The 23,502-nt window shown below is 42.7% G+C and carries 18 protein-coding genes; 9 read left to right on the forward strand and 9 right to left on the reverse strand.

Going from position 1 to position 23,502, the window contains the following annotated elements; all coding sequences use genetic code 11:
• Positions 1-112 precede the first annotated feature (112 nt).
• The 3 genes from ACP26M_RS23330 to ACP26M_RS23340 all read right to left on the reverse strand — a co-directional run bounded on the left by ACP26M_RS23330 (position 113) and on the right by ACP26M_RS23340 (position 5,133).
• Positions 113-2,560, reverse strand: coding sequence for a TonB-dependent receptor domain-containing protein (locus ACP26M_RS23330; RefSeq protein ID WP_426583704.1), 2,448 nt, complete (start codon positions 2,558-2,560; stop codon positions 113-115).
• Between the two features lie 532 nt (positions 2,561-3,092).
• On the reverse strand, positions 3,093-4,775 hold the full coding sequence (locus ACP26M_RS23335; protein WP_426583706.1) for a PspC domain-containing protein: 1,683 nt from the start codon (positions 4,773-4,775) through the stop codon (positions 3,093-3,095).
• 25 nt (positions 4,776-4,800) lie between these two features.
• Positions 4,801-5,133 (reverse strand): PadR family transcriptional regulator, encoded by a 333-nt coding sequence (locus tag ACP26M_RS23340; RefSeq protein ID WP_090532189.1) that lies wholly within the window; start codon positions 5,131-5,133, stop codon positions 4,801-4,803.
• Between the two features lie 228 nt (positions 5,134-5,361).
• On the opposite strand from ACP26M_RS23340, the gene ACP26M_RS23345 reads away from it, so the two are divergent.
• From ACP26M_RS23345 to ACP26M_RS23365, 5 genes are all read left to right on the forward strand, one after another.
• Positions 5,362-8,544, forward strand: a complete 3,183-nt coding sequence (locus tag ACP26M_RS23345) for a SusC/RagA family TonB-linked outer membrane protein (RefSeq protein ID WP_426583709.1) — start codon at positions 5,362-5,364, stop codon at positions 8,542-8,544.
• An 11-nt stretch (positions 8,545-8,555) separates the two neighbouring features.
• Positions 8,556-10,049, forward strand: coding sequence for a SusD/RagB family nutrient-binding outer membrane lipoprotein (locus tag ACP26M_RS23350; RefSeq protein ID WP_426583711.1), 1,494 nt, complete (start codon positions 8,556-8,558; stop codon positions 10,047-10,049).
• 18 nt (positions 10,050-10,067) lie between these two features.
• Complete coding sequence (locus ACP26M_RS23355; protein WP_426583713.1) at positions 10,068-11,042, forward strand: DUF1735 domain-containing protein; 975 nt, start codon at positions 10,068-10,070, stop codon at positions 11,040-11,042.
• Between the two features lie 363 nt (positions 11,043-11,405).
• Positions 11,406-12,275: a TlpA family protein disulfide reductase gene (locus ACP26M_RS23360; RefSeq protein WP_426583715.1), complete on the forward strand. Its 870-nt coding sequence runs from the start codon at positions 11,406-11,408 to the stop codon at positions 12,273-12,275.
• Between the two features lie 136 nt (positions 12,276-12,411).
• Positions 12,412-13,362: a carboxypeptidase-like regulatory domain-containing protein gene (locus ACP26M_RS23365; RefSeq protein WP_426583717.1), complete on the forward strand. Its 951-nt coding sequence runs from the start codon at positions 12,412-12,414 to the stop codon at positions 13,360-13,362.
• Between the two features lie 60 nt (positions 13,363-13,422).
• Here the strand turns inward: ACP26M_RS23365 and ACP26M_RS23370 are convergent, their stop codons facing one another.
• Entirely contained in the window at positions 13,423-14,466 is a 1,044-nt protein-coding gene (locus ACP26M_RS23370; protein ID WP_426583719.1) for a hypothetical protein, read from the reverse strand.
• The gene (locus ACP26M_RS23375) at positions 14,432-14,839 is read right to left on the reverse strand and encodes a DoxX family protein (protein WP_426583721.1); all 408 of its coding nucleotides are present in this window, start codon (positions 14,837-14,839) and stop codon (positions 14,432-14,434) included. Before ACP26M_RS23375 ends, ACP26M_RS23370 begins: the two co-directional genes overlap by 35 nt.
• Before the next feature lie 453 nt (positions 14,840-15,292).
• Between ACP26M_RS23375 and ACP26M_RS23380 the strand changes: the two genes are divergently transcribed.
• The 3 genes from ACP26M_RS23380 to ACP26M_RS23390 all read left to right on the forward strand — a co-directional run bounded on the left by ACP26M_RS23380 (position 15,293) and on the right by ACP26M_RS23390 (position 18,128).
• Positions 15,293-16,597 carry an amidohydrolase gene (locus tag ACP26M_RS23380; RefSeq protein ID WP_426583723.1) on the forward strand — a complete coding sequence of 435 codons (1,305 nt, stop codon included), beginning with the start codon at positions 15,293-15,295 and terminating at the stop codon, positions 16,595-16,597.
• A 124-nt stretch (positions 16,598-16,721) separates the two neighbouring features.
• Positions 16,722-17,228, forward strand: coding sequence for a hypothetical protein (locus ACP26M_RS23385; protein ID WP_426583725.1), 507 nt, complete (start codon positions 16,722-16,724; stop codon positions 17,226-17,228).
• Positions 17,229-17,339: 111 nt separating this feature from the next.
• Positions 17,340-18,128 carry a hypothetical protein gene (locus tag ACP26M_RS23390; protein ID WP_426583727.1) on the forward strand — a complete coding sequence of 263 codons (789 nt, stop codon included), beginning with the start codon at positions 17,340-17,342 and terminating at the stop codon, positions 18,126-18,128.
• A 158-nt stretch (positions 18,129-18,286) separates the two neighbouring features.
• On the opposite strand, the gene ACP26M_RS23395 is transcribed toward ACP26M_RS23390, so the two are convergent.
• Positions 18,287-19,849: a glycoside hydrolase family 10 protein gene (locus ACP26M_RS23395; protein ID WP_426583729.1), complete on the reverse strand. Its 1,563-nt coding sequence runs from the start codon at positions 19,847-19,849 to the stop codon at positions 18,287-18,289.
• Between the two features lie 337 nt (positions 19,850-20,186).
• Here ACP26M_RS23395 and ACP26M_RS23400 point away from each other — a divergent pair, with 337 nt between their 5' ends.
• Positions 20,187-21,104 (forward strand): hypothetical protein, encoded by a 918-nt coding sequence (locus tag ACP26M_RS23400; protein ID WP_091167247.1) that lies wholly within the window; start codon positions 20,187-20,189, stop codon positions 21,102-21,104.
• A 182-nt stretch (positions 21,105-21,286) separates the two neighbouring features.
• Here the strand turns inward: ACP26M_RS23400 and ACP26M_RS23405 are convergent, their stop codons facing one another.
• Genes ACP26M_RS23405 through ACP26M_RS23415 form a run of 3 tightly spaced genes read right to left on the reverse strand, consistent with a single transcriptional unit; the run spans position 21,287 to position 23,482 of the window.
• Complete coding sequence (locus ACP26M_RS23405; protein ID WP_426583731.1) at positions 21,287-22,450, reverse strand: hypothetical protein; 1,164 nt, start codon at positions 22,448-22,450, stop codon at positions 21,287-21,289.
• Positions 22,422-22,670: a hypothetical protein gene (locus tag ACP26M_RS23410; RefSeq protein WP_426583733.1), complete on the reverse strand. Its 249-nt coding sequence runs from the start codon at positions 22,668-22,670 to the stop codon at positions 22,422-22,424. Before ACP26M_RS23410 ends, ACP26M_RS23405 begins: the two co-directional genes overlap by 29 nt.
• An 11-nt stretch (positions 22,671-22,681) precedes the next feature.
• Positions 22,682-23,482, reverse strand: coding sequence for a hypothetical protein (locus ACP26M_RS23415; protein WP_426583735.1), 801 nt, complete (start codon positions 23,480-23,482; stop codon positions 22,682-22,684).
• Positions 23,483-23,502 lie beyond the last annotated feature (20 nt).

Here is a 23,502-nt window from a genome sequence, read left to right on the forward strand (position 1 = left end):
TTACGATGATTTGTTAAAAAGAAAAGCGCCGGATGATAAGCCCGGCGCTTTTCTTTTGGTGAATGGGCAACTGTAAACTACCCGGTAATAACTGCAAACTGCCCACTGGCAACTAATTAGCTCCCTTTACCCTTCCTTTTTCATCATCGGCGCCGCTGCGGTGCTGACGCATTTTGATAGAACTGTTACCAAAGTTATAAGTAAAAGTAAGGCGCATTACCCGGGTATCATTTTTTTGTTTGATAACAAAGTTATTGTTCACCACCTGGCTGCTCAAATCATTGCGGCGAATGTTGAAGATGTCATCGCATGAAGCTTTGATGTTGAATTTCTTTTCCATGAATGATTTACTAACACCCATATCTACCGAGTAGCGTGGCCTGATCTTATAAATACCGTAGGTTAATGACGATTGGTAATCGCCGGTTACTTCAAAACGGTAGCCTGAAAACTTGAATGTTTGTGTTGTACGGCCCTGGAAAGCCCATTGCCCATCATTGAACTTTTGACCGGCAAGGGTATCCGACTTAAAGCCTAGGTAAAACGCGGTTGCGTTAACATTGCCCTCCCACCATTTGGTAATGGTGAATGGTGTGTTGATGTTGACATTGTAACCGGTTTGTGTTTGCAGGTTTTGATGTGTTTCAAATGAACGCTTGCCTTCTGTTAAAATCAGCTCTGTAATAGCATCGGTTGTGTGACTGTAACCAAGGCTTACATTGATAGTTTTATTATAAGTATAATTAAGCTCAAAATTTTGAGTGTATTGCGGGTTCAGGAATGCATTACCTTGCGAATAAGTGTAAGGGTCAAGGTAATAAACAAAAGGGTTCAGGTCGTCATAGCCCGGACGGTCGATACGGCGGCTGTATGAAAAGCTTATCTCGTTTTTATCATTAATGGTTTGGTTAATAAATACGCTTGGGAACAGGTTTAAATAGCTCCTCTTAACAGGTGTACTGCCAATCAGGTTACCTGTAGACCGGGTTTGCTCGGCACGTAAGCCTAATTGTACCGAGAATTTTTTGAACTGTTTGTTCAGGTTCAAATATCCGGCGTTGATTTTTTCGGTGTAAATAAACCGGTTGGTACGTGTAGTATCATTAATATAAGCACCGTTGCTGAAGATCTGCGCTTGCAGGTCATTATCAGTTTTAACGCTGCTGAATTTTACCCCGGCTTCCAGTTTGATGGTTTTGGTAAGCGGTTTGGTATAATCGGCTTTACCGGTGTATATGCTTATGGTTGACGGGGTTTGGTTACGCAGCATTTGTGGTTCATGCTGTATACTTCCATCAGGCAAAAAGTAGTCGGTATTGTACATAGCATTTGAGTTATTCTTGAATTTCGAATAATCCAAATCAATGCTCAGCTCCTGGCCGCTGGTATCAAGCTTAAGCCTGTCGTTAAGGTTAAGGGCGAAGTTTTTATAGGTTTGCCTGATATCTGATGTAGTGTGCAACGAAGAATCGGGCACGCCAAATTGTTTGCCGATAATTGTGCGGTTATCATTCAAGTCTTTTTCGCTGTTTGAATAGCCGCTTACCACAAAACCTATGGTATGTTTCGGGGTTAGGTCATAGTCGGCACCTAAACGATAGTTGTTGTAATGGTTGATGCTTGGCAGGCTTGATTTCTGGTTGAAATAAGTTTTATTGCCAAGCGAATCAGTAATGATACGGTCAATGCCAATATCATGGCCGCGTTTGTTATCACCCCTGCTTAATGAGGTAAATACATTGAGATTGCCTTGTTTGTGATTAAGGTTTAGGCTGCTGTTATCGCGCCAGTATTTGCTTTTTGCCCCACCTACAGTAAGGCTGCCGTTTGTGCCCGATTGTGTATTCTTTTTTAATTTGATGTTGATGATCCCTGAGTTACCTGCTGCATCATATTTTGCCGATGGGTTGGTAATGATCTCTATAGATTTAATGGTATTGCCATCAGTTGAACGCAGTAAAGTAGCCAGCTGCGCTGCTGTAAGATAGGTTAGCTTGTCATTGATCATGACAGTTACACCCTGTTTACCTTTCAGGCTGATGTTATCGTCCTTATCAACAGTAACGCCCGGTGCACGTTCTAAAATTTCCATGGCTGTGTTGCCTGCTGCCAGTACGCTGTTTTCAACGTTCATTACCGTACGGTCAATTTTACGCTCAATGAGCGGTTTGGTAGCAGTAATAGTTACTCCCTTTAATTCAGTACTGCCTGTGTGCAGGTTCAAAGCCGGAGCTGTAACATGCGGTGTATTTGCAGGCACGGTGAAGCTTTTGCTTACAGCTTTTTGATAGCCAACAACAGTGGCTTTAATAATATAGTTGCCCGCTTTTATGTTGTCAAAAACATAAACACCGGCATCGTTACTTAAGGCTCCTTTAACCACGGTTGAATCAGATGCGCGCAAAAGGCTTACCGTTGCATAATCAAGTGGTTTGCCCTGTTCATTGAGTAAGGCCCCGGATACCTTGGCGGCAGGCGCGGCCTGCTGGGCAAAGGATACACTACAGCTGATAGCAACAAGCAGCAGTGTATAAAATATGTTGTGTATGATAGCTTTCATTTTTAGTTCGGTTTAAAAGTAAGGGCAATACAATGCCGTTAAAGGATTGCTCCTTTTTTAAAATTTGTAAATAAGTTTTCTTTAGTTTCCGGCGTGTTTTTCCGGTTTTTAGGTTTTAGTAATTATGAGATATAGGCGATTGTTTTCATAGTATTCATGCTTTTGATTTAAATTTAGCAAAACAATCCCACCTGGCTCTTAGGCCATTTTTTAACGATTATTAAATTTATGTTGCCGGATCACCCGGAAATGGTAACTGTGTTGCTTTTTATAGTAAGATGCAAAAACAGGGGTGTTGGTTACAGATTATTTTCACTTTTTAATGCGGGCATTAAATTTTTTGCTATATCCTTAATAATCCGGAAGGTAATTGGCATTTCATTTTGGCGGGGAATGTTTGATTTGAGGTTGGTTACTCTGCTGTTTAAAAGCGGGTTACCGCTTGGTTGAAGTAGGAAGTAGAAGGGTATAATAAGCCCGCTAAAAATTAGCAGGCTTATATATTTAAAAAGTGTTTTCACAGGGAAATGGTTTATTGGGCTTTTGCTGTATCTGCGGGGCTTGCCGGTAAGGTATCCTGTTCCTGTTTGAGCGCCTTTAAGCTATCGGCTTTGAATTTAGCTGCCTTTATCGGGTCAACTTTGCATTCCAGCCCACTGGCGGTCATGATATAGGTGGCTGTGGTAATGCCATCACCATCGCTTTTGCACTCATATATATTAAAGTTGATGTTACGGTCGAGTTTTTGATCGATAATGATCTTAGCATTAAGCGGCACCTTTAAGGTAAGGTGCAGTTCCTGCCCGCGCCATAAAAAGCCTTTAGGCATTTCCAGGTGGCGGTCAAAATTTAAAACTGAATCTTTTTGTTCAAAGCGATAGGCCGCGCTGCGGGCGTTGATCAGGGCCTCCTCAAGATTGCTACCGCGGGCGCTGAAGGTTTCGATAAGTACAGGTTGTGGCACATCACTTTTTTCAATATCGATGGTAACATTGCGGTTTGGCATATCATCGCCATTAAAATCATCATCTAAAATGATCATGCCTTTAAAGCGCTCATTTATTTTTAGGCGGGTACTATCCTCATTGCTTAAATACTTGGTATCGTTCAGCTGCAGGTAATAGGTGTTATTCGCAGTTGGCTTAAGCTTAACTGTTTGGGTAAATTTACCGCCCTCACGAAAGCCGGCCGCCGTTTTTACGCCATAATATGAAACCGCACCTAATGAAGCTAACCAGATACATAACAAGGTGGTACCAATTGAGCGGTTAAATGAAGCTTTTTTAAACAGGAAGCCTATCGTTGATAAAATAATAGCTAATAAAGGTATAGATAGTACTAAAAAGCCGCTTGCCATAAAAATGCCGTTGGCCTGGTGATTAGTTATGTTGAACGGAAACAGGTTATAGATGCCCATATTACCCGCCGCAAGTAAGGCGACAAGCGAAACGATGAGCGCTATGGTCATGCCAAGGCAGGCCAATAAAACAGCAGCAGCCAATAGTTTGCCAAGCAAACTGCCGGTACCTCTTAAAAAGGCTGCAAGGTGTTCAAAAATATCGCTGATCAGGTCGCGCACCTGGTAAATGAACGGTTTGGCTTCATGTTTAAAGTTTTGAAGGTTTTCGCGTACGGTACTCAACTCTTCTTCAAAGTTCTTTTTAAAACCCTTCAAGTCCTGCTTTTCACCCTTCATGGCCATACGGTCGGCGCGGGTAATGGCTTTCGGGACAGCCATCCATAGTATAATATATATAATAAGGCCCATGGCGGCAAAAGGTACCAGGATAGCGAAGGCCAGCCTTACCCAGGCCGGGTTAATGTCAAAATAATTGGCAATACCAGCACATACACCACTGATGAGGTGATCATCCGGGTCGCGGAAGAGCCTGCGGCGTTCAGTATTATATTCAAACGGACTGCCGCCTCCTGATTTGGCATCGGTTTCGGCAGTTTCAAAATCCTGTACGCTGCCCATTTGCCCGATAACTTCCTTTACATCTGTTTCCACGATAACTTGTTTGGCATCGCGGGCAAGGATCTCGTTAAACATTTCGGCAATGCGGTTTTCAATGTCGGTAGTGATCTCCAGGCTATCGGCCGAAGTAGAAAAATGACGCTTTACATCCGTCATATAGTTCTTCAGCACTTCGTAGGCATCTTCTTCAATGTGAAAAACCATGCCGTTTATATTTATGATAATTGTTTTGTTCATGATTATAGTGAGTTTGTAGGTTTTTCTATTTTCTGTCCCCGATAGCTGTTTGAACAGCGAATACCAGTTCCTGCCAGGTTTTATCTAATTGTTCAAGTACCGCCCGGCCTTCGTCCGAGAGCACATAGTACTTTCGGGGCGGCCCGGAAATTGACTCCACCCAGTTATAGGTGAGCAGTCCGTTATTTTTTAAACGGGTTAAAAGAGGATACAGAGTACCCTCAACTACAAGCAGTTGGGCTTTCTTAAGTTCAGCAATTATGTCTGATGCATATGTTTCGCCCTTAGCTATGATGGAGAGGATGCAATACTCCAGTATGCCTTTCCTCATTTGGGTTTGGGTGTTTTCGACGATCATAATACAAAGATATATGTTTTAGATTGTATTATGCAATACATAGTACTATAATTATTATTCTTTTAGCTAAAACTTGGCTTTTTGAAAAAAAAATGAGGTTTTGAAAGAAATTACTTGACTTTTTGATAACGTAACATTACTTTTATGATTAATTAACTATTAACTGATCTTATTATTAACGAAATGAAAAAACTTCTACTCGTAAGTTTGTGCTTACTTGTGTTGTCTATGACGCAAGTATTCGCGCAAAACCGTACAGTTACTGGTACGGTTACGGCCAAAGACGACGGCCTACCCATTCCGGGAGTAACAGTAAAAATCAAAGGGACTACACAAGGTACCCAAACCAACGCAGCCGGTAAATACTCTCTCAGCGTTCCGGCAAATTCAACACTCGTTTTCTCTTTTATTGGTATGGCTTCGCAGGAAGTTCCCAGTGGCAGCAGGAGTATTTTAAACGTAGTGTTGGAATCTTCAGCAAGGAGCCTTGGTGAGGTACAGGTAACAGGTGCATTAGGTGTTAAGCGCCAGGCAAAAGAGCTTGGTTATGCTGCTACAAACATTTCAAACAAGCAACTTACCGAAACCCGCCCTACCAACTTTACCAACGGTTTAACAGCTAAAGTTGCTGGTTTGGTTGTAAGTACCGTTAACAACGGCCTTAACCCCGATACCCGTTTTACCCTACGTGGTAACCGTCACATTATTGGCAATAACTATGCGCTGGTGGTATTGAACGGTACCCCGGTTTCTCCAAACGAGGTTTCCACCATTAACCCTGATGATATCGAGAGTGTTAACGTATTGAACGGTGCGGGTGCTGCGGCCCTTTACGGTTCTGAGGCATCAAATGGTGCGTTGGTTATTACTACCAAACGCGGTAGCGGCAGCGGCCAGCCAACCATTAGCTATTCAAACACTTATTTATTAGAGTCAGTTGCCTACATGCCTGCTTTGCAAAACAAGTTTGGTGGTTATGGCGGTGAAGGTGTTCCTTACCAGGATGCGGTAACCGGTTTTATCACTACTAATGTTCCTTATGAAAACCAGTCATATGGCCCTGCTTATGATGGTAGCATGCAACAACTGGGTATCCCGCTGGAGGACGGCACTATCCAGTCATTCCCATACCAATCACCTAAAGGTCAAAGCTATGCCCGTCGTTTCTTTAATACCGGTCACAGCGATCAAAACAACATTTCATATTCATCGGGTGATGCGGCAAACTCGTTTAACTTCTCGGCTTTCCGTTTAGATCAAACAGGTATCGTTCCGAAAGATAAATACAACAAAACCCAGATCCGTATTTCTGGTACCAAAACCGCAGGTATCTTTAAAGTTGACGGTACAGCAAGCTTTTCACAAGGCAACACCGATACTTATGGTAACTACGGCGATATCTTAAGTACTATCTTCAATACACCAAGCTGGGTGCCGTTACAAAACTATAAAGATCCAACCAAACCATTTGCTGATCCAAGTACCTACTTTAACTCATATGGTATTAACCCATACTGGAGTATCAATAACTCAAGGATTACCAAACGTACGGATGTGTTTAATGGTAGCTTTAACGGCATTATTACTCCAACCAAATGGTTTGATGGTACTTATCGCTTAAGCTACAACGGCGGCACTTACCAGGAGCAAAACAGGCGCGCAGAAATTGACTACACCCCTTATGCACTGAGCGATCCTACAAACGGTGGCAGTACTGTTGGCGCAAGCTATGGTGCGTTAATTAACCCGGGTACTGTAAGTAATGTAAAAGTATTTGGCGATGGCAGCATCCCAACCAATAACAACTTTGCAGGTCCGCAAGGGTACAACCGTTTACAACAAGACCTTTTGGCCAACTTTCACAAATCATTTTTCAATGACCAGTTAAAAGCAAATTTATTGCTTGGTAATTCGATCTGGCAGCAATATGCTGATTACGTTCAGAACGGAACCAACAACTTATTGGTAAAGGATTTTTATAACGTAAGCTATTTGTTAGGTGTTCCAAGCGCTACACAGGGTACATTCAAAATCAGGCAGGTGGCTTATTTTGGTGACTTATCATTAGGTTGGAAAGACTATGCTTTCATCGAAGGTACTTTACGTAATGACCACGATTCAAGGCTGTCAGGCGCTAACCGCTCAATCTGGTATCCATCAGTAAAAGGCTCATTCGTATTTACATCGGCTTTTGATGCCTTGAAAAATAACAAGATCATCAGCTACGGTAAATTAAGGGGCGGTTACAGCCGTGTAGGTGACGTAAACGTAGGTCCATACAGCTTATTGAATACCTTCACTTCTACATCTGGTTTCCCATACGGTAATACAGGTGCATTAAGCCAAAGTACTGTATTGAACAATAAAAACCTGAAACCAGAGTTAACTTCTGAAGTTGAGGTTGGTGCTGATTTAGGTTTCCTGGATGGCCGCATTAACGCGAATGTTACTTATTACAATACGCATACTAAAAATCAAACTTTGCCAATTTCAGTTTCTCCTACTACAGGCTATACCGGTACTGTACTTAACATAGGTGAAACACAAAACACAGGCTATGAGTTTAAGTTAGATGTAACCCCATTACAAAAAACACAAACAGGTGTTGGTGTAACATTAGGCGGTAACTTTGCTATCCAAAATTCAAAAGTATTATCGTTATTCGGCGAAACCAAACAGCTTTCATTAGGTGGTTACACTATTGCAAACACCCGTGCAGTTGTAGGCCAGCCATATAGCGTTTTATATGTAACCGATGTTAATCGCGATCCGCAGGGCCGCGCTATTGTTGACCCGGTTACCGGCTATCCATCAGCTAACCCTAACCTGGTTAACGCAGGTCAAACTACTCCTAAATATGTATTAGGTTTAACACAAACTGTAAGCTACAAATTCATTACCTTATCGGTTACAGAAGAGTATCGTTCAGGTAACGTGATCTTTAGCCAAAGCTTGCAATCAGCAACTGCTGCCGGTGTATCTCAGTTCTCTGTATCTTCAGACCGTCAGCGTTTTATTTTCCCGAACTCTGTTATCAATACAGGAACCGCTGCTAACCCGGTTTATACGCCAAACACCACTGTAAGTGTTCAGGACGGTGCTTTAGGTTTCTGGGATAACGGTGCATTCTACCAGTCAGGTTCTACTTATGTAACCAGTGGTGCATTCTGGAAACTGCGTGAAGCCAACTTATCTTTCGATCTTTCAAAATGGATCAAAAAGACAGGCTTTATCAAACGTGCCAACTTTGCAATAATTGGTCGTAACTTGTTTATGTGGAGGCCTAAAACCAATAACTGGGTTGACCCTGAGTTTGCTAACAGCGCTACTAACGGCGATATTGGCGTTAACAGCACCCAGCAAATGCCGGCAAGCCGTATCTATGGTGCTAACTTAACACTGACATTTTAATTAACGTAACAATGAAAAAGTATTTATCTATCATATTTGCAACGCTTACGTTAGCGGGAAGCAGTTGCAAAAAGGACTACCTGGAGTTGTCGACCAACCCCAACCAACCGGTAACAACAACGCCGAAGCTGGCTTTAACCGGTGCTTTAAAAATAACAGCAGATATCACTAATAACGTTGGCCCGGGTGGACTCGGCTCTTACGTTAATTATGCCTGCTGGATGGGTTACCTGAGCTGGAGTACAAGCTACCAACCTAACATCGCCTTGCTTTCATATCAGATCACATCGGCAAGTTATGATTATTGGACACCACTGTATCTGAACATTGCAAACTATAACGCGATGAAGGCCTCAACTACCAATCCTTATTATCAGTCTATTGCCGAAATTATGATCGCGTTTGATTACCAGGCGCTGGTTGATAACTATAACAATGTGCCATATACTGAAGCTTTGCAGGGAACCAAAAACCTGAACCCTAAATATGATAAAGGTTCGGCCATATATGATGACCTGTTAAAACGTGTGGATGCAGCTATAGCAGCTATTCAAGCTGCTCAAAAAGCTGCCGTACCTCCGGCGGCTCCGGGTACTGAAGATATCATGTACAAAGGAGATATGACCAAATGGTTAAAATTTGCCAATACCCTTAAATTGCGTTTGGCGTTGCGTCAAAGCAACGTAGCCGGTAAAACAAGCGCCCTTAAAGCGGCCGTTGCAGCAACTCAAAGTATCGGTTATATTGACGCTACTTCCTCGGCTACCGTAAACCCCGGATATCTGAACAGCGATGCTACCGGTGGTCAGCAAAGCCCGCTTTGGAGAAATTACGGTACTACACAAAACGGCGGCGCACAAGCTAACAAAAACCAATACCAGGCTAATACCTACGGTGCTACCGTGCTTACATCAAACAGCGATGTTCGTGGTTTTGCAGTTTACACCACCACTAACGGAGCAATCAGTGCAACTGCATTGGGTGTAACTCAACCTCCTGCTGTAGCCCCAAGTAAAGTTGGTAGCGGCTTATTGAAATCAGCAACTATGGATGCTGTGATCATGTCGGCTTCCGAAGGGTTATTTTTACAGGCCGAAGGTGTTAAAAGCGGTTATATTACAACCGGCGGTTTAAGCGCGGCTAATTTATATAATGCAGGGATCTCTGCATCATATGCTGATCTTGGCTTAACCACAGCGCAGGCAAACACCTATATCGCTGCCAATCCATATCCGGCTGCCGGCACCGATGCGCAACAGGAACAAGCTATTATTACCGAAAAATGGAAAGCACTTGCTATTTACGGCGCGTTTGAGGCATTCAACGAGTTTCGCCGTACGGGTTACCCTAATGATATCCCGCTTTCAGTTTATCCTGGTGCTAATCCACCAAATCAGGTAACGCGTATCCCTTATCCTTCGGTTGAGTATCAAACAAACGCGGCAAACGTAGCCGGCGAAGGTACTATATCGGTATTTACCTCTAAAATATTTTGGGCTAAATAACATTTAAAACGAAAAGAAATGAAAACGAGATTATATATAAAATTAGCTTTAGCCGCGGTGGTTACCATGACGGGTTTTAGCTCTTGTTTAAAGGACGATAAGCATTACGTTGATTTTGCGGGTGCTGCGCCTTTGGTAGAATTACCTGCTGCAACAGGTGTCGGCAGTAAAGGAGGCATACTTCAGCCTGCCGGCCTTGATATATCGGCTACACCTGTGCCAATCAATTTATTAGTTAATTTAGCTTCACCTCATACTTTATCATCTGATTTAACGGTTAAGGTATCTTTAGATCCAGCTGCATTAACGAAGTATAATACAGACAATGGAACTGATTTTGTAGCATTACCACCTGCCTACTATAGCAGTACTTTTACAGCGGTAATTCCTGCTAATAAAAATCAGGCATATGTTGTGATCAATGTTAAATCAAACCTTATCGATCCGTCAATAACTAACTATGCTTTGCCTTTAACTATTACAGACGGCGGAGGTCAGAAGATCAGTAATTACAAAACTGTGATTTTCAACGTTCAGGCGAAAAATCCTTATGATGCTGATTATACCGAAACTGGTTATAAGTTTCACCCAACTGCAAGTGCAAACCATGACTTTAAGAGTGTAACTGTCTCCGTTTCAACTGTAAATGGTGTTACAAGTAACACTGCTGTTGGCGATTTAGGTGGTTCTGGCTACAGCTTCAATTTTGATGTTGCTGCTGATGGAAAACTAACTAACTGGGCAGTTCCGGCAGGAGCAGCTACACCGCCTCCTCCTGCTTCAGGTTTCTTTACAGAGGACAACCCTGGTGGTATCGACTATCCAACTTCAGATGGTACAGCTCCTGGCAAGGCTCCTTATGTACAAACAACGTTCAATAACACTTACAATGCCGCCAGCAAAACATTTTACATGCATTATGGCTATGGCTCTGGCGCGGGTAACCAAGCCGGATGGTCACGTAATTTTTATATAAAATTAGTTAGAAAATAATTAGCTATTTTACGTAGATAATAAAAGAGGCCGAAAGTATTCGGTCTCTTTTATTTTATAATGGTCTGTACAGAAATGCATGCTTCAATGAATAAATTTAAGATTTGCTTATTGGTTTTATTGATTATAATAGGCTGGTTATCGGCTTGTAAATCGAATAAGGCCCGAAAAACAAAAATTATTATATATACCAGGGCTCCTATTGGTTCAAAGCTCACAATTGAAAATATTGCTTTTGGTGATGATAGTCTTTTTTTGGCCGATTCCGCAACAATAAAAAATAACCATGATAGTCTTGTGCTATACGTGCCAAAAGATTATGAAAGGTTATATAGAATTAAGCTATCGGGATCGCGTTTGCAGATGATAGTCATAAACGATTCAAAACTGATCAGGATCCATGTTAATTACTTTTTTAAGAAGTATTCGATAGAAGGGTCAAGGGCTACTGCAAGCTTAACTGCGTTAGCCGATAGAAGGATTGCAATAATCGGTGTAAGAAACCGTCTTATCAGAAAGGTAGACTCGTTAAGCAAACTTAATATAAAAGGAGCGGCTGTCGATTCTTTAAAATTATCACGGGATTTGAGTGTTAAAATGCTGCATAACAATGATGTAGCTTATGCAGACACCGTTGCTAATCCTGCTGCCTTTTTGGAAATTAACAGTTTAATTGATTTTGATCAGGATTTTGAGGGTTATAAAAAGTTTATAATAAGAGCATCTAGTAGATTTCCCAATTATCGGCTCATCAAACAACTTAGGGAGGACGCTATTGCAAATGCTAAAATTTTTGAGGAAGAATATTTAGTTGGCGATAAGCTGCCTTATATAACACTACCTGATGAAACCGGGATACCATATTCAACAAGTACTTTAAATGGGAGGTATTATTTGATTGATTTTTGGTCGACCTGGTGCCAGCAATGTAAATTGTTTACCAAAGCCGAATACAAAATACTGCAAGAAACAAGTAATGTGAACCTTGCGGTAGTAAGTGTGGCGCTGGATGATCAAGAGGATGTATGGAAAAAAACCATAGTCAAAAATAAATTTAACTGGGTCCAGTTAATAGATACAAAAATGTGGCAGGGTACAGCCGCGCGTACTTTAAAATTTGATAGCATCCCTTTTAATTTCCTGGTGTCACCTAAAGGAAAAATCATAGCAAAGGCTATTAAACCGGATTCTCTTGAAAGCATCATCTCCCGGCTTAGTTTAAACAAGAAATAGGTATGCTATCGTCATGATAATTGCCTGGGAGATTACTATTAAATGAAGTGTTATGAATATGTTACAATTCGGATTTAATAGTCTGTATCAAAATATATAACTTTTCCGTCATATACATAAACCTTATATTGAATACATGAAAAAGATATTTTTTTTCGCCCTCATCACAATTAGTAAATTAAGTTTTGGCCAAACAGTTGCTGTTAATGGCACAATAACGGATTCAAAAGGTAAACCGGTTCCCTTTGCCTTTGTAAGCGATTCCCAGCACCCCTACGCAACTTATTCAGATCCTAACGGCACATTCAGTTTGCAGGCTGATCCTGCTTCAAAATTGATTATAACGGCTAATTTTCATAACGAGGTAAAAGTTAACCTCCAAAACCCAACAAATATTAAAGTTGTGATGACCGGCGATTCGGTAAGCAATAATGCGCCTGCCGAAACAAGCAACGTTAACTTTTTTAAGATGGATGATAACATAGTTGATCATAACGTATCTGTCAACAGGATTGGGACCGGGCAGGAAGGTTTGCACGGCAGCAGGTTTTTATTTAGCGATTGGGTGCACGGCTTTGGCATTACCCCTAAGGATTCCATCAAACAAAGCGATGTGTACCTGTTTAATTACGACAAAGTGGCCGGAAATTTAATATTCACCCGTACCAAAAAAACGGCGATGATCGTTGTAAAAGAAGAGATAAAGGGCTTTACCCTGTTTGATGAAAACGCGCAGCCCTATGTTTTTGAAAGTGTAGAGAGTATCAACCCTAAAAAATATGTGCAGGTTTTGTCGTCGGGCAAAAAATATAAGATTTACAAAGACCTTGGCACAACGTTTATAAAAGCGAGTTTTACTACCAATGGTATCACATCGAGCGGTAATAACTATGACGAGTATAAAGATGAGGCGGTTTATTATATTGTAAAGGCAGGCGGGCAGCCGCAAAAGGTTGAATTGAAAAGCAAGGCGATTAAAGCCGCATTTCCCACGGATGCGGATAAGGTAAAAAAGTTCTTCTCGGATAATGAAGGGGACATCGACGATAATTACCTGAAAGCGCTGGGGGATTATTTGAATCAGTAATTTATTTAACCTCATCCTTAATAAAAGGATGAGGTTATTTTAGATGATATTTGGGTTCGGTTAAAGTCCGAATGTTGCGAGACCTTGATAAGTGATTGTATTTCCATTCACAAGATTTATTGTCACGTTTATATTGCAGGTTTGACTGTCAACAACTGTAAGGCTTCCGCTTGCAGAAGCCGTTTCTAAATGAGTATGCGGCGGTGCCAGTAAAGTAACATTATACCCCGAGGTAATTGTAGTGCCCGAGTATAACACTGAATATTCATAGCCATCTTTATCAAAAGTTATTACTTGTAAAGTTCCAGGACCTGTAGCGGGGGCCGGTGTTGGATAGCTAATCGGAGCAAAGGCAAAATGAGAGCCTGAAGTGGTTCCGATCAATTTTCCTGTCACCTGAACAAAACTTGGGTTTGAGCTGCCATCGCCATAAGTTGTTTTAATATAGCTGGAGGCCTGGGGTATTGCTGAACTAGGCTGGTGTGAAGAAATATAATTATCCAGAGCATTGATATAGGTAGTTACATCATTAGTAAATAATTGTCTGGCAGTAAAAGATGCGGTTGCTACCCCTACTATAAAAATGTCTTGCCCGCCAGCATTTGAAGTTGTAATTTGGTTTTGGTCTCCTACCGAATAGCCGCCTCCGGTACAGGGTACTCCATCAACCAGATTCGGGTATTTATCGTGGTCCCAGGTTGGGGTAGCCTGCATTTTAATGCTTACGCCACCCCAGTTTCCGATATAAGTGTCAAAGTTTTCTCCGGGCTGGCGCGCCAATAATGTTAATTCATTATAGGTTCCCGGATTAGTCGCGGCAACCCTTAATTTGTCTTTGCTACCAACCGAAGTTTGTTCAACAGGTTTAAAAGAATCCTTTTGGCATGAGCTGAAACCTGCCATCAAAAGCAGCATGCCCCATAATAATTGTTTTTTCATATTGATTTGTGATATATTTTTATAAATATATAAATCAATATGTTTCGTGCCAATAGGTGTTTTAACGGTATTTGATAAATCTTTAATTGATAATAGCGGAAACGGTTGCTTTAATATTAAATTAATGTAATTATTTTTTATCCACGCTATATTTCCCTGGCCCAATAAATATTAAACCGGCAAACATAATGGCGTCTTCAATGGCATGTGCTGCATCGCCCAGCCCGCCTCCGGTGCCCAGGTGCATTAACGCGGCTACCACGAGATTTATAAACAGCAGGATGCAAACCGGCCGGAAAGCCAACCCGATGATCAGCAGGAAGCCTCCAAAGCATTCTGTAACTGCTGCAAGTAATCCCCAAACTACCGGCCAGAAATGGATTCCTACATATTTCATTGATTCGCCAATATCTTTCCAGTTTTGGGTACCACCCATCAGTTTGGGATAGCCATGATAGATAAACATAATACCCAACCCGATGCGGATGACCAGAAGTCCAAGATTTTTGTAATTGCTTAAATTGCCTAAAAGTGCCATTTAAAGATATTTTGTTGATGTGAGGGCTTAAGGTAATAAAAATGTTGGAAGGTATTAAGATATGAGAATAATTCCCCTTTGAGCGCGCGCGTTGGAATAACGATGGAGCTTCAATATTCACATCGCTGCTAAACACAGTCCTCCCCGCCGACTTCTATGCGAGACCACGCGATTATGCGCTTTTTCTTATTTAACTTGATGGCCACCCAGCTCCAGTTTGCCGACGATTTAGGTAACCCTATATGTTTATTAAATAATTGATCTTCAATAACTTGTGTTCGTATAATCGAAATTGTGTTAACCCTGTTAACCCCCTTGCTGGCTTAAGTTAACGGCTCTGTCATCTCACGAAAAGAACCACGCTTGCCACTTTTATTGGGGCTCATAGCTATTACTCCCCAATCTATCATATTCAAACTATTGTGCTTATATTACTATCACTAAACAACCCGTATGAAAGCAAGCCTTACTTTATCCTTATGTGTTTTTTCGTTACAAGCATTGGCGCAAAAAAACCCGCTGCGCCAGCATGTAAATGCTAAAGCCGATGCCTTGCAGGAGCAGGTAACAACCTGGCGGCGTGATTTTCATGAACATCCTGAATTGGGTAACCATGAGGTGCGCACCTCAGCCATTATCGCAAAGCATTTACAATCATTAGGTATTGAGGTAACAACCGGTATAGCTACTACCGGTGTGGTTGGGGTGTTGAAAGGCGGGCATCCGGGCCCGGTTGTGGCTCTGAGGGCGGATATGGACGGGTTGCCGGTTATTGAGCGTACACCTGTGCCATTTGCATCTAAAGTAAAAACTACTTATAACGGACAGGAGGTTGGCGTGATGCATGCCTGTGGGCACGATTCGCACATGGCCATACTGATGGCGGTTGCGCAGGTGCTATCGTCAATGAAAGCAGACTTGCACGGAACCGTAAAATTCATTTTTCAACCCGCCGAAGAGGGTGTTGAACCCGGACAAAAAGGCGGGGCAGAGCAAATGGTAAAAGAGGGCGTGCTGGAAAGCCCCAAAGTTGACGTGGTTTTTGGTTTGCACATTAATTCGCAAACGGAGGTTGGCAAAATAACCTATCGGCCGGGCGGCACCATGGCAGGGGTTAATGATATGCAGATCATCGTAAAAGGGAGATCCGCACATGGGGCCTATCCATGGTCGAGCGTTGACCCTATCGTAACCTCTGCCCAGATCATTAATAACCTGCAAACCATAGTGAGCCGCAATGTTAATATAACCGAAAACCCGGCAGTGGTAACTATAGGTGCTATAAAAGGCGGTAACCGCTCAAACATTATCCCCGAATCGGTTGAAATGCTGGGTACCCTCCGCTCCTTTACCCCTGCCGACGAAAAATTACTGATTGCGCGGGTAACAGAAATAGCCACTAAGACTGCCGAAGCGCAGGGAGCAACAGCTACGGTAAAAATACCCTACAGCAACCACTATCCTGTAACTTATAACGATCCCGCGCTTACCCAGAAAATGCTGCCGAGCCTGCAGCAAACTGCCGGTGCCGCTAATGTGCTGTTGCGCCCGCCTGTAACCGGTGCCGAAGATTTTAGCTTTTACCAGGAAAAGGTACCGGGCTTGTTCATATTTTTGGGCGGTATGCCAAAGGGAGGCGATCCGTTGAAAGCACCATCGCACCATACACCCGATTTTTATATTGATGAAAGCGGCTTTAGTTTAGGTGTAAAAGCTTTGTGCAATATGACTATTGATTACATGAACAGCAAAAGATAAGTTAAATGTCACCCGATGACTCTTTTTTATTGCTGCTGAAACAATAGTGATCAAAAAGTATTTTTACAACGGCTTATTCGTATATTGAACGGCCTTAATAGCATAGTGTGAAATTGTTAAGATCATGAAAAAGCATTTACTACCCCTTTTATGCCTGTGCGTGTTTATGAGCAGTTTGCCTGGTATTGCAGTTTCGGCAAAAATGATGCTGCCTGCCGATACGGTAGCTAAATTAAAGCCCGAGGTGCGCCAGGTTGTTGAAACAGTAATAAAAGCTTCCGGCACTTTCAGCATCGAAGCGGTATCTGATCTTTACGCTCCTAATGCAGTAGTGGCCGATGAACAGCCTCCTTTTTCGTGGAACGGGCAACTAGCTGGTGTACAATGGATAAATTCCGTACAAAAAGCGGTTAAGGATTTTAAGATTAGAGATTTTAAAGTTGATCTGCAGCGCATTAAAACTTTTCAGCAAACGGAGGAAATAGTTTACCTCGTAGCCCCCGTGGAATATACCGGCCTTGTGAACGGCGAGCATTTTGAAGAACAAGGGGCTTTTTCGTTCGTATTGCGGATCGTGAGCGGTAAATGGCTCATTAAAAGCCAGGCCTGGGTGCCGCGCAACGGCATGTAAAATGCCTCCTGTATTATAAACACTGCTACTTTTGCAATCTGAATTTAAAATTAAGGTTGACAAAATTTCCGCTTCAGCAAAGACGCGGGTTTTATTTATAACTTAGCTTTCATGAACGCTATCCTGCATATATTAAATGGCGATGCCGCGTTAGATGGTTTTGATCAAACCGGGCTCGACGGGGATGTTATGGTTTGGCGCGAGGTGTTTTCTGAAGGTCCTTTACAGGAAAATATCCTTTCAGGAAGTTTCTGGAGCGCGCGGCGCGATTGGATTGGGAGAACATTCGATGCCCCGGCAGATGAATATCAGCATAAAGTGATAGATGAGCTTGGCAAACTAAACAGCCGGTATACCGAGATTAACCTGTGGTTTGAATTTGATTTGCATTGCCAGGTAAACCTGCTGGGTGTATTGGAAATGCTTTCGCTAAAAACCGATATGTCGGCCCCGGCCATTTACCTCATTTGCCTGGCCGATTGTGTTCAGTTTGATAATAAGAAAGGCCTGGGTGAATTAACCGGCGAACAATTTGAAGAATTGTATGATGCCCGCGAGCGCCTGAACGAATGGGAGCTCGGCCTGGCCGCCGATGCCTGGAGGCTATATGTTAATAATGACCTCGCCGGGTTAGAAAAATGGCTCAACGAAAATACCTTTTGGGGCGGCCTCCCGCTGCTTAAGCCTGCACTACAGGCACACCTTAAACGGATGCAAACCAATGCGGATGGGTTGAGCTATATCGAACAAAAACTACTGGATATTTATAATAACGGCGCTAAAACCAAAACGGCCATTTACCACGCCTTTTGGAAAAATGAAAGTATTTTTGGCCTGGGCGATAGCGAGATCGATATCTATCTCAATAAACTGAAGGAAAAAGGGTTGATTGAGTTATAAGTTGTGTAATTTCCTGACTGAGCAGAGAGGGGCTGAACATTGGGGCGAAAGCGAGATCTTATACGCCCGGCTTAAACGCATTGCGTACCCGCCTGCTTATAGTACATAAGATCTCTCACCCGGTCCTCGTTTCGAAATGACAACGGGATATTAAAGCATTACGGCACCGTGACCGCTATCGTTGGCGACCTTTCACTCTCATTCTTCATCCTATCTAATGCTGTGACTACATAAAAATAAGTTTTACCCTTAATAACAGTATTATCATCATACCCCAGTGTGGGATCATATTTGATTTTGAGAATGTTTTTAGGGTTGTCGATGTCTATCTTTTCACCATCGTTAAAGCGGTAGATCACGTACCCATAAACCGGCTCTTCGTCTTTAGCTAAAGTTGGAGTAAGCCACCTTACCACTACACTTTTACCCACGGCTTTAGCCGTAACCTGCTGAGGGGCATTAGGCGGTATCGAATCGCGCCATAGCATTACCGGCGGCAACGCAGGATATTGGTAATAATTGTCACGCAACGAGTCGGTAAAGCCAAGCGGGTTGCTGGTGAGTGAGTTGGAACTAAAGTAAACACTGCCCTGCACCCTTGGGTTGTTACGAATAAGTTCTATTTGCTGAGGTAGCTGAGCCGGGTTTCTGAAAGCCTGAACCTTGCGCTCGTTGATGCGGTAAGCCGCCTGGCCTACATACAAATGCCTGCCATAAGTATTGTCGCCCCACCAGTCGAGCAGCTTTTGAAAATCGGCGGCACGGTTGCCTATCTGCCAGTAAAGCTGCGGATTAATATAATCAATCCAGCCTTCTTTTACCCATTTGCGGGTATCGGCATAATTTTCATAATATGATGAGCCGCCATTAGTTTCAGACCCTTCCTCATTTTGCGCTTTATTAGCCCAGATGCCAAAAGGGCTCACACCAAATTTCATGTTAGGATCATGCGCATGAACGCTATCGGCAATCATATGTATCAGCAGGTCCACATTGTGACGGCGCCAGTCTTTAATATTATCGTAACCCTCACCGTACTTTCTAAATGTTTCCTCGTCGTTTATTTTTTGACCGGCAATGGGATACGGATAAAAATAATCGTCCATGTGTACGCCGTCTATGTCGTAATTATCCACAACATCCAGTATTACCTGCACAATATAGTCGCGCACTTCGGGCAGGCCGGGGTTAAAAGTTTTAATACCGCCATAGGTAAAGAACCATTCAGGCTTAATTTTGGTAATATGCTGCGGACTAAGCGCTGCAAAGTTGCCGTCAAAAGTAGCGCGGTAAGGGTTAAACCAGGCGTGCAGCTCCATGCCGCGTTTATGTGCTTCGGTGATGGCAAATTCAAGTGGGTCATAATTAGGGCTGGGGGCCTGGCCCTGTTTACCGGTTAAATATTTCGACCAAGGCTCACGGCTTTTGGCATAAAATGCATCGGCAGCGGGCCGCACCTGTAGCATAACTGCATTGATCCCGGTTTCCTGGTGCGAATTTAATATATCGATAAGCTCTTGTTTCTGCTTTTCTGAAGGGGATTTGGAGTTGGTTGGCCAGTCGATGTTAACCACTGTGGCTATCCATACTCCCCTGAATTCGCGTTTGGGCTGCATTTTTACATCAACCGGTGCCGGTACAAGATCGGCCGGCTGCGCATTAACTGTTAAACTTGCAAACAGGATTATAATCAGAAGTATGAACCGTTGGTATATATGCATCAAATAGAATTAAATTGAAAGTTGCAAAGATATAAACTCATAACGTAGCAGGTTTATTATGAAGTATAAAAATTGAAGCCTTATTGTGTTTTAAACATTTTGTAGTTATTTTAGCTCAACGCCTAAAACAATTGATGTAATAATTTTTTAAAAAATCATATTTTTAGTGTTTTAACGTTCAATATGTTAACCATTAAGGATAAACGCATCTGTATATACTTGCAGGAAAGCGCTTTACATCAATTAACAGTTGATATTTCGTTAAAAACTAAACACTATAGCTAAGCTTTTGTTATACCACTTGCTTAACTATGCTAAAACTTAACATTTAATTGCTATGGAAAACCAATCTGGGCAACAACAACCTAAGAAAAACTCAAACGTCATTTATTTTCTTATTGTAGTAGTGCTTGCTTTATTGGGTACCGATGTGTATCTGTACCTGCAAAAAAACAACTCCGATAAAAAAATAGTTTATCAGCATGATGAGCAAACAAGGCTGCAAACCGAGCTCGACAGTCTTGAATCGCAGGTTGAACAGGTCACTGCAGGCAAAGCCAAGATGACCGCGGCACTAACCGCCAAAAACGATTCGTTAAAATCTACCATTAAAGTTTTGAGGGCCAAACTGGCCAAAGGTAAACTTACCGCACAAGAACTTGCCAAAGTACAGGAGGATGTAAAACAACTCCGTTATTTTGTAACCAAGTATACTGCCGACATTGATGAGCTCAAAAAACAGAACACATCGCTCACCACCGAAAGGGATACTTTAAAAACCAATTTGGCAACGGTTGCCAAAAAGGTGGATACGCTATCCAAACAAAATGAAGACCTTGGCGCTAAAGTGAAAGTAGCCCAGGCGCTTAAGCTGGCAACATCAGATGTGGTGGCCTATAAAATAAAAGGCAGCGGAAAAGAGGTTGATGTAACCCGTGCAAACCCAGCCAAAAAACTGAAGATTAACTTCACTGTGGCCAGCAATACTTTGGCTACAAAAGCTATGCATGATATTTATGTACGCGTCATTGATCCAACCGGAAACCTGATTACAGCACCTGATTCAGGAACTTTCAGCGCCGATGGCCAGGACCTGCAATACACCTACAAAACATCCATTGATTTTAAGGATGATGGCACACAATACACCATCGACTGGATAAACCCAACCCTGCCATTCCAGAAAGGTACTTATACCATTATGCTTTATGCTGATGGCGGCACCATGGGTAAAACAGGTGTAACGCTTAAATAATTATCGGCACTAATTTTTTCGAATTAAGTCGAATTTCACGAATAAAAAGGAGAGGCCAGGTTTGCTATGCAAACCTGGCCTCTTTGTGTTTGATATTCTAAAAGCACGTTATTGCAATAACGATGGAATTATGGATTATTCCAATTCGTGTAATTCGACTTAATTCGAAAAATTAGTGATCATTACATCTTCATTAATGCCGGGCTTATCCTTAAATAAACTTCAAAGCCAACAGGCGTGTTACCATAAAGCGGCTTTAACGCCGATGGTGAAACATTGAGCGTAGCCTGTACACCGCCAGTAACATTGGTGCTTTTGAAGCTGCTCAAAATCCGGTTTACGCCCAGGGTTAAAGCATTGATATTAAAGTTGGGGTTAAGCGGATAGGCATCGTGCATGTCCAGTTCTTCGGCATCTTTTTGCACAAATTCATATCTGCCATAAACAGCGGTTTTGTTGAGCTGTAAAGTATTCTCTAATAAAACAGACGGCTGCGTTTTATGATTGTCCGAATAATGGTTTTGCCCGTAAACCAGTGTAGTTGCTACGTAGCTGTTTTTGTTCAGCATTTTGGTATGGATGGCCGATGCAGTGAACCTGTTTACGTTTTGCCCCGGCTCGGCTTCTTCCGCGCTGTGGATCCATCCGTCTGATACTTGCAGCGCCCACTCTTTGGATGGATTATAGGATAAACGGGCCGAGTATGAGTCAAACCGCATTTTATCAAAATCATAGCGGTGCTCATCCGGCTCGCGGCCGGTAAATATGGACCCCTCCAGCTTTACATTTTTTAAGCGGAAGCCCAATGTTACAACACCAAAGGTGATATGTGTAGCATCCTGGTAATGATGACCAAGCGGCGCATCGGGGTCATTGATGGCCGAAAGGCGGTGCATAAATACCGGCGGACCTAAAGCCGGCTCTCCCGGGTAACCGAACGAGAGATAGAGGTCAGCATCCTTAGCCACGCGCTGGGTATAAGCTATACTCAACTCGGCAAAAAGATCGTGTGGGTGCTGTTTGTCGACCAATTTTTGTCCTTTGTAGGATTCGCCGGTTTGATACAGGAGCGGATAGCCGCCGTTGCCCACTAAAAAGGGATCGAACGAGAACATGGTATTAATGGAGAACAGCCCATTATTGCCTACCTTTCGCTGGGTCATGAACATAAGCCAGTTGGGTACATCAATTCTGTTACTGCCACCTCTCTTGCCCGAATTAAACAGGTCCTGGTTGTTATAGCGCGCAAAAAAGCTACCATGTACCATGCTCATCCATTTTTTACCATGGATCATGTAGGCATACATCGGAGTTTCATCAGGCAACCCACGAAGTACCTGAACCATCGCGGTTCATGGGGAGATCGCGCGAGAACTGGCTCGTCATCATCATATGGTGCATGAGCGTATCCTTTTTCATATTGCCCATATCCATAACCATAGGTTTGGTGCTGTTCATGCGCATATTCTTTTTTGTGGTATCGCTCATCTTCATATCGTGATGGTGCTGAGCGGATGCGCCCACGGCAGCCAGGCTTAGCGCAATGAACACAATATATGCTTTCATAGTAGTGTAAGTTAAAGATTAAAAAAGTTGTACTCCAGCCTGATGAGGTACATGTTTTTAGTATTCCGTTGCATATCATTATAGATAGGCGTACGGTACGAGAAATCAAGCCGGCAGGTACTGTTAAATATCAGTTGCAAAGCGGGTGCAACGTCCAGATAACTTTCGTTATGCCCTGGGTTGGTTTTGCCCAGCAGTTCACAATACAAGTTTAAATTTACCTGCTTGTAGTCGCGATAATTACGCGGCAAAAGCAAATAGCCGCCAGATAAGGTATAAGCCGCGGCATTACGTACTCTATTGGTTGAAATTTCATAGTTCCCGCTGTTATTAAACGCCCGCAAATAGCTTGCCGAACCTGAAAGTGCCAGCTTATGCAGCAACTGGGTGAAAACCACCCCGCCTTGTGCTCCGCTGTTATCCCCTTCCAAAGTGATTTCACGGTTGACTACGGGGTTGTTGATGCTTGATAGTTTAGCAAAAAATGCCCCCCTGAAATGTCGCTGAACGGTATCGATAGATAGGAACCGGTACTTGGCGTACACGCTGCCACCTTCAAAGTGCTGGCTCGAATTATAATAATCAGACATGTAAACCGAGCCATGCACCATCAAATGCCGGCTAACACCATACATGGCCTCAATAGTACTGCGGTTTTTGTACGAAGGCTTAAAGTATCCCTGGTTTTCCACGCGGATGCCCAATGAGCCGGTTGCCATATTGCTGGCCGGTTCCGTATTTACATACAGTTCCTGCGCCAATACAGGGCGTGCCATTGCCATAAGGCAAGCAGCCAATAATATCCTCTTCATAAAAAATGATGTTAAATGAA

It is taken from the genome of Mucilaginibacter sp. R-33 (assembly GCF_049949235.1).
Classification (GTDB): domain Bacteria; phylum Bacteroidota; class Bacteroidia; order Sphingobacteriales; family Sphingobacteriaceae; genus Mucilaginibacter.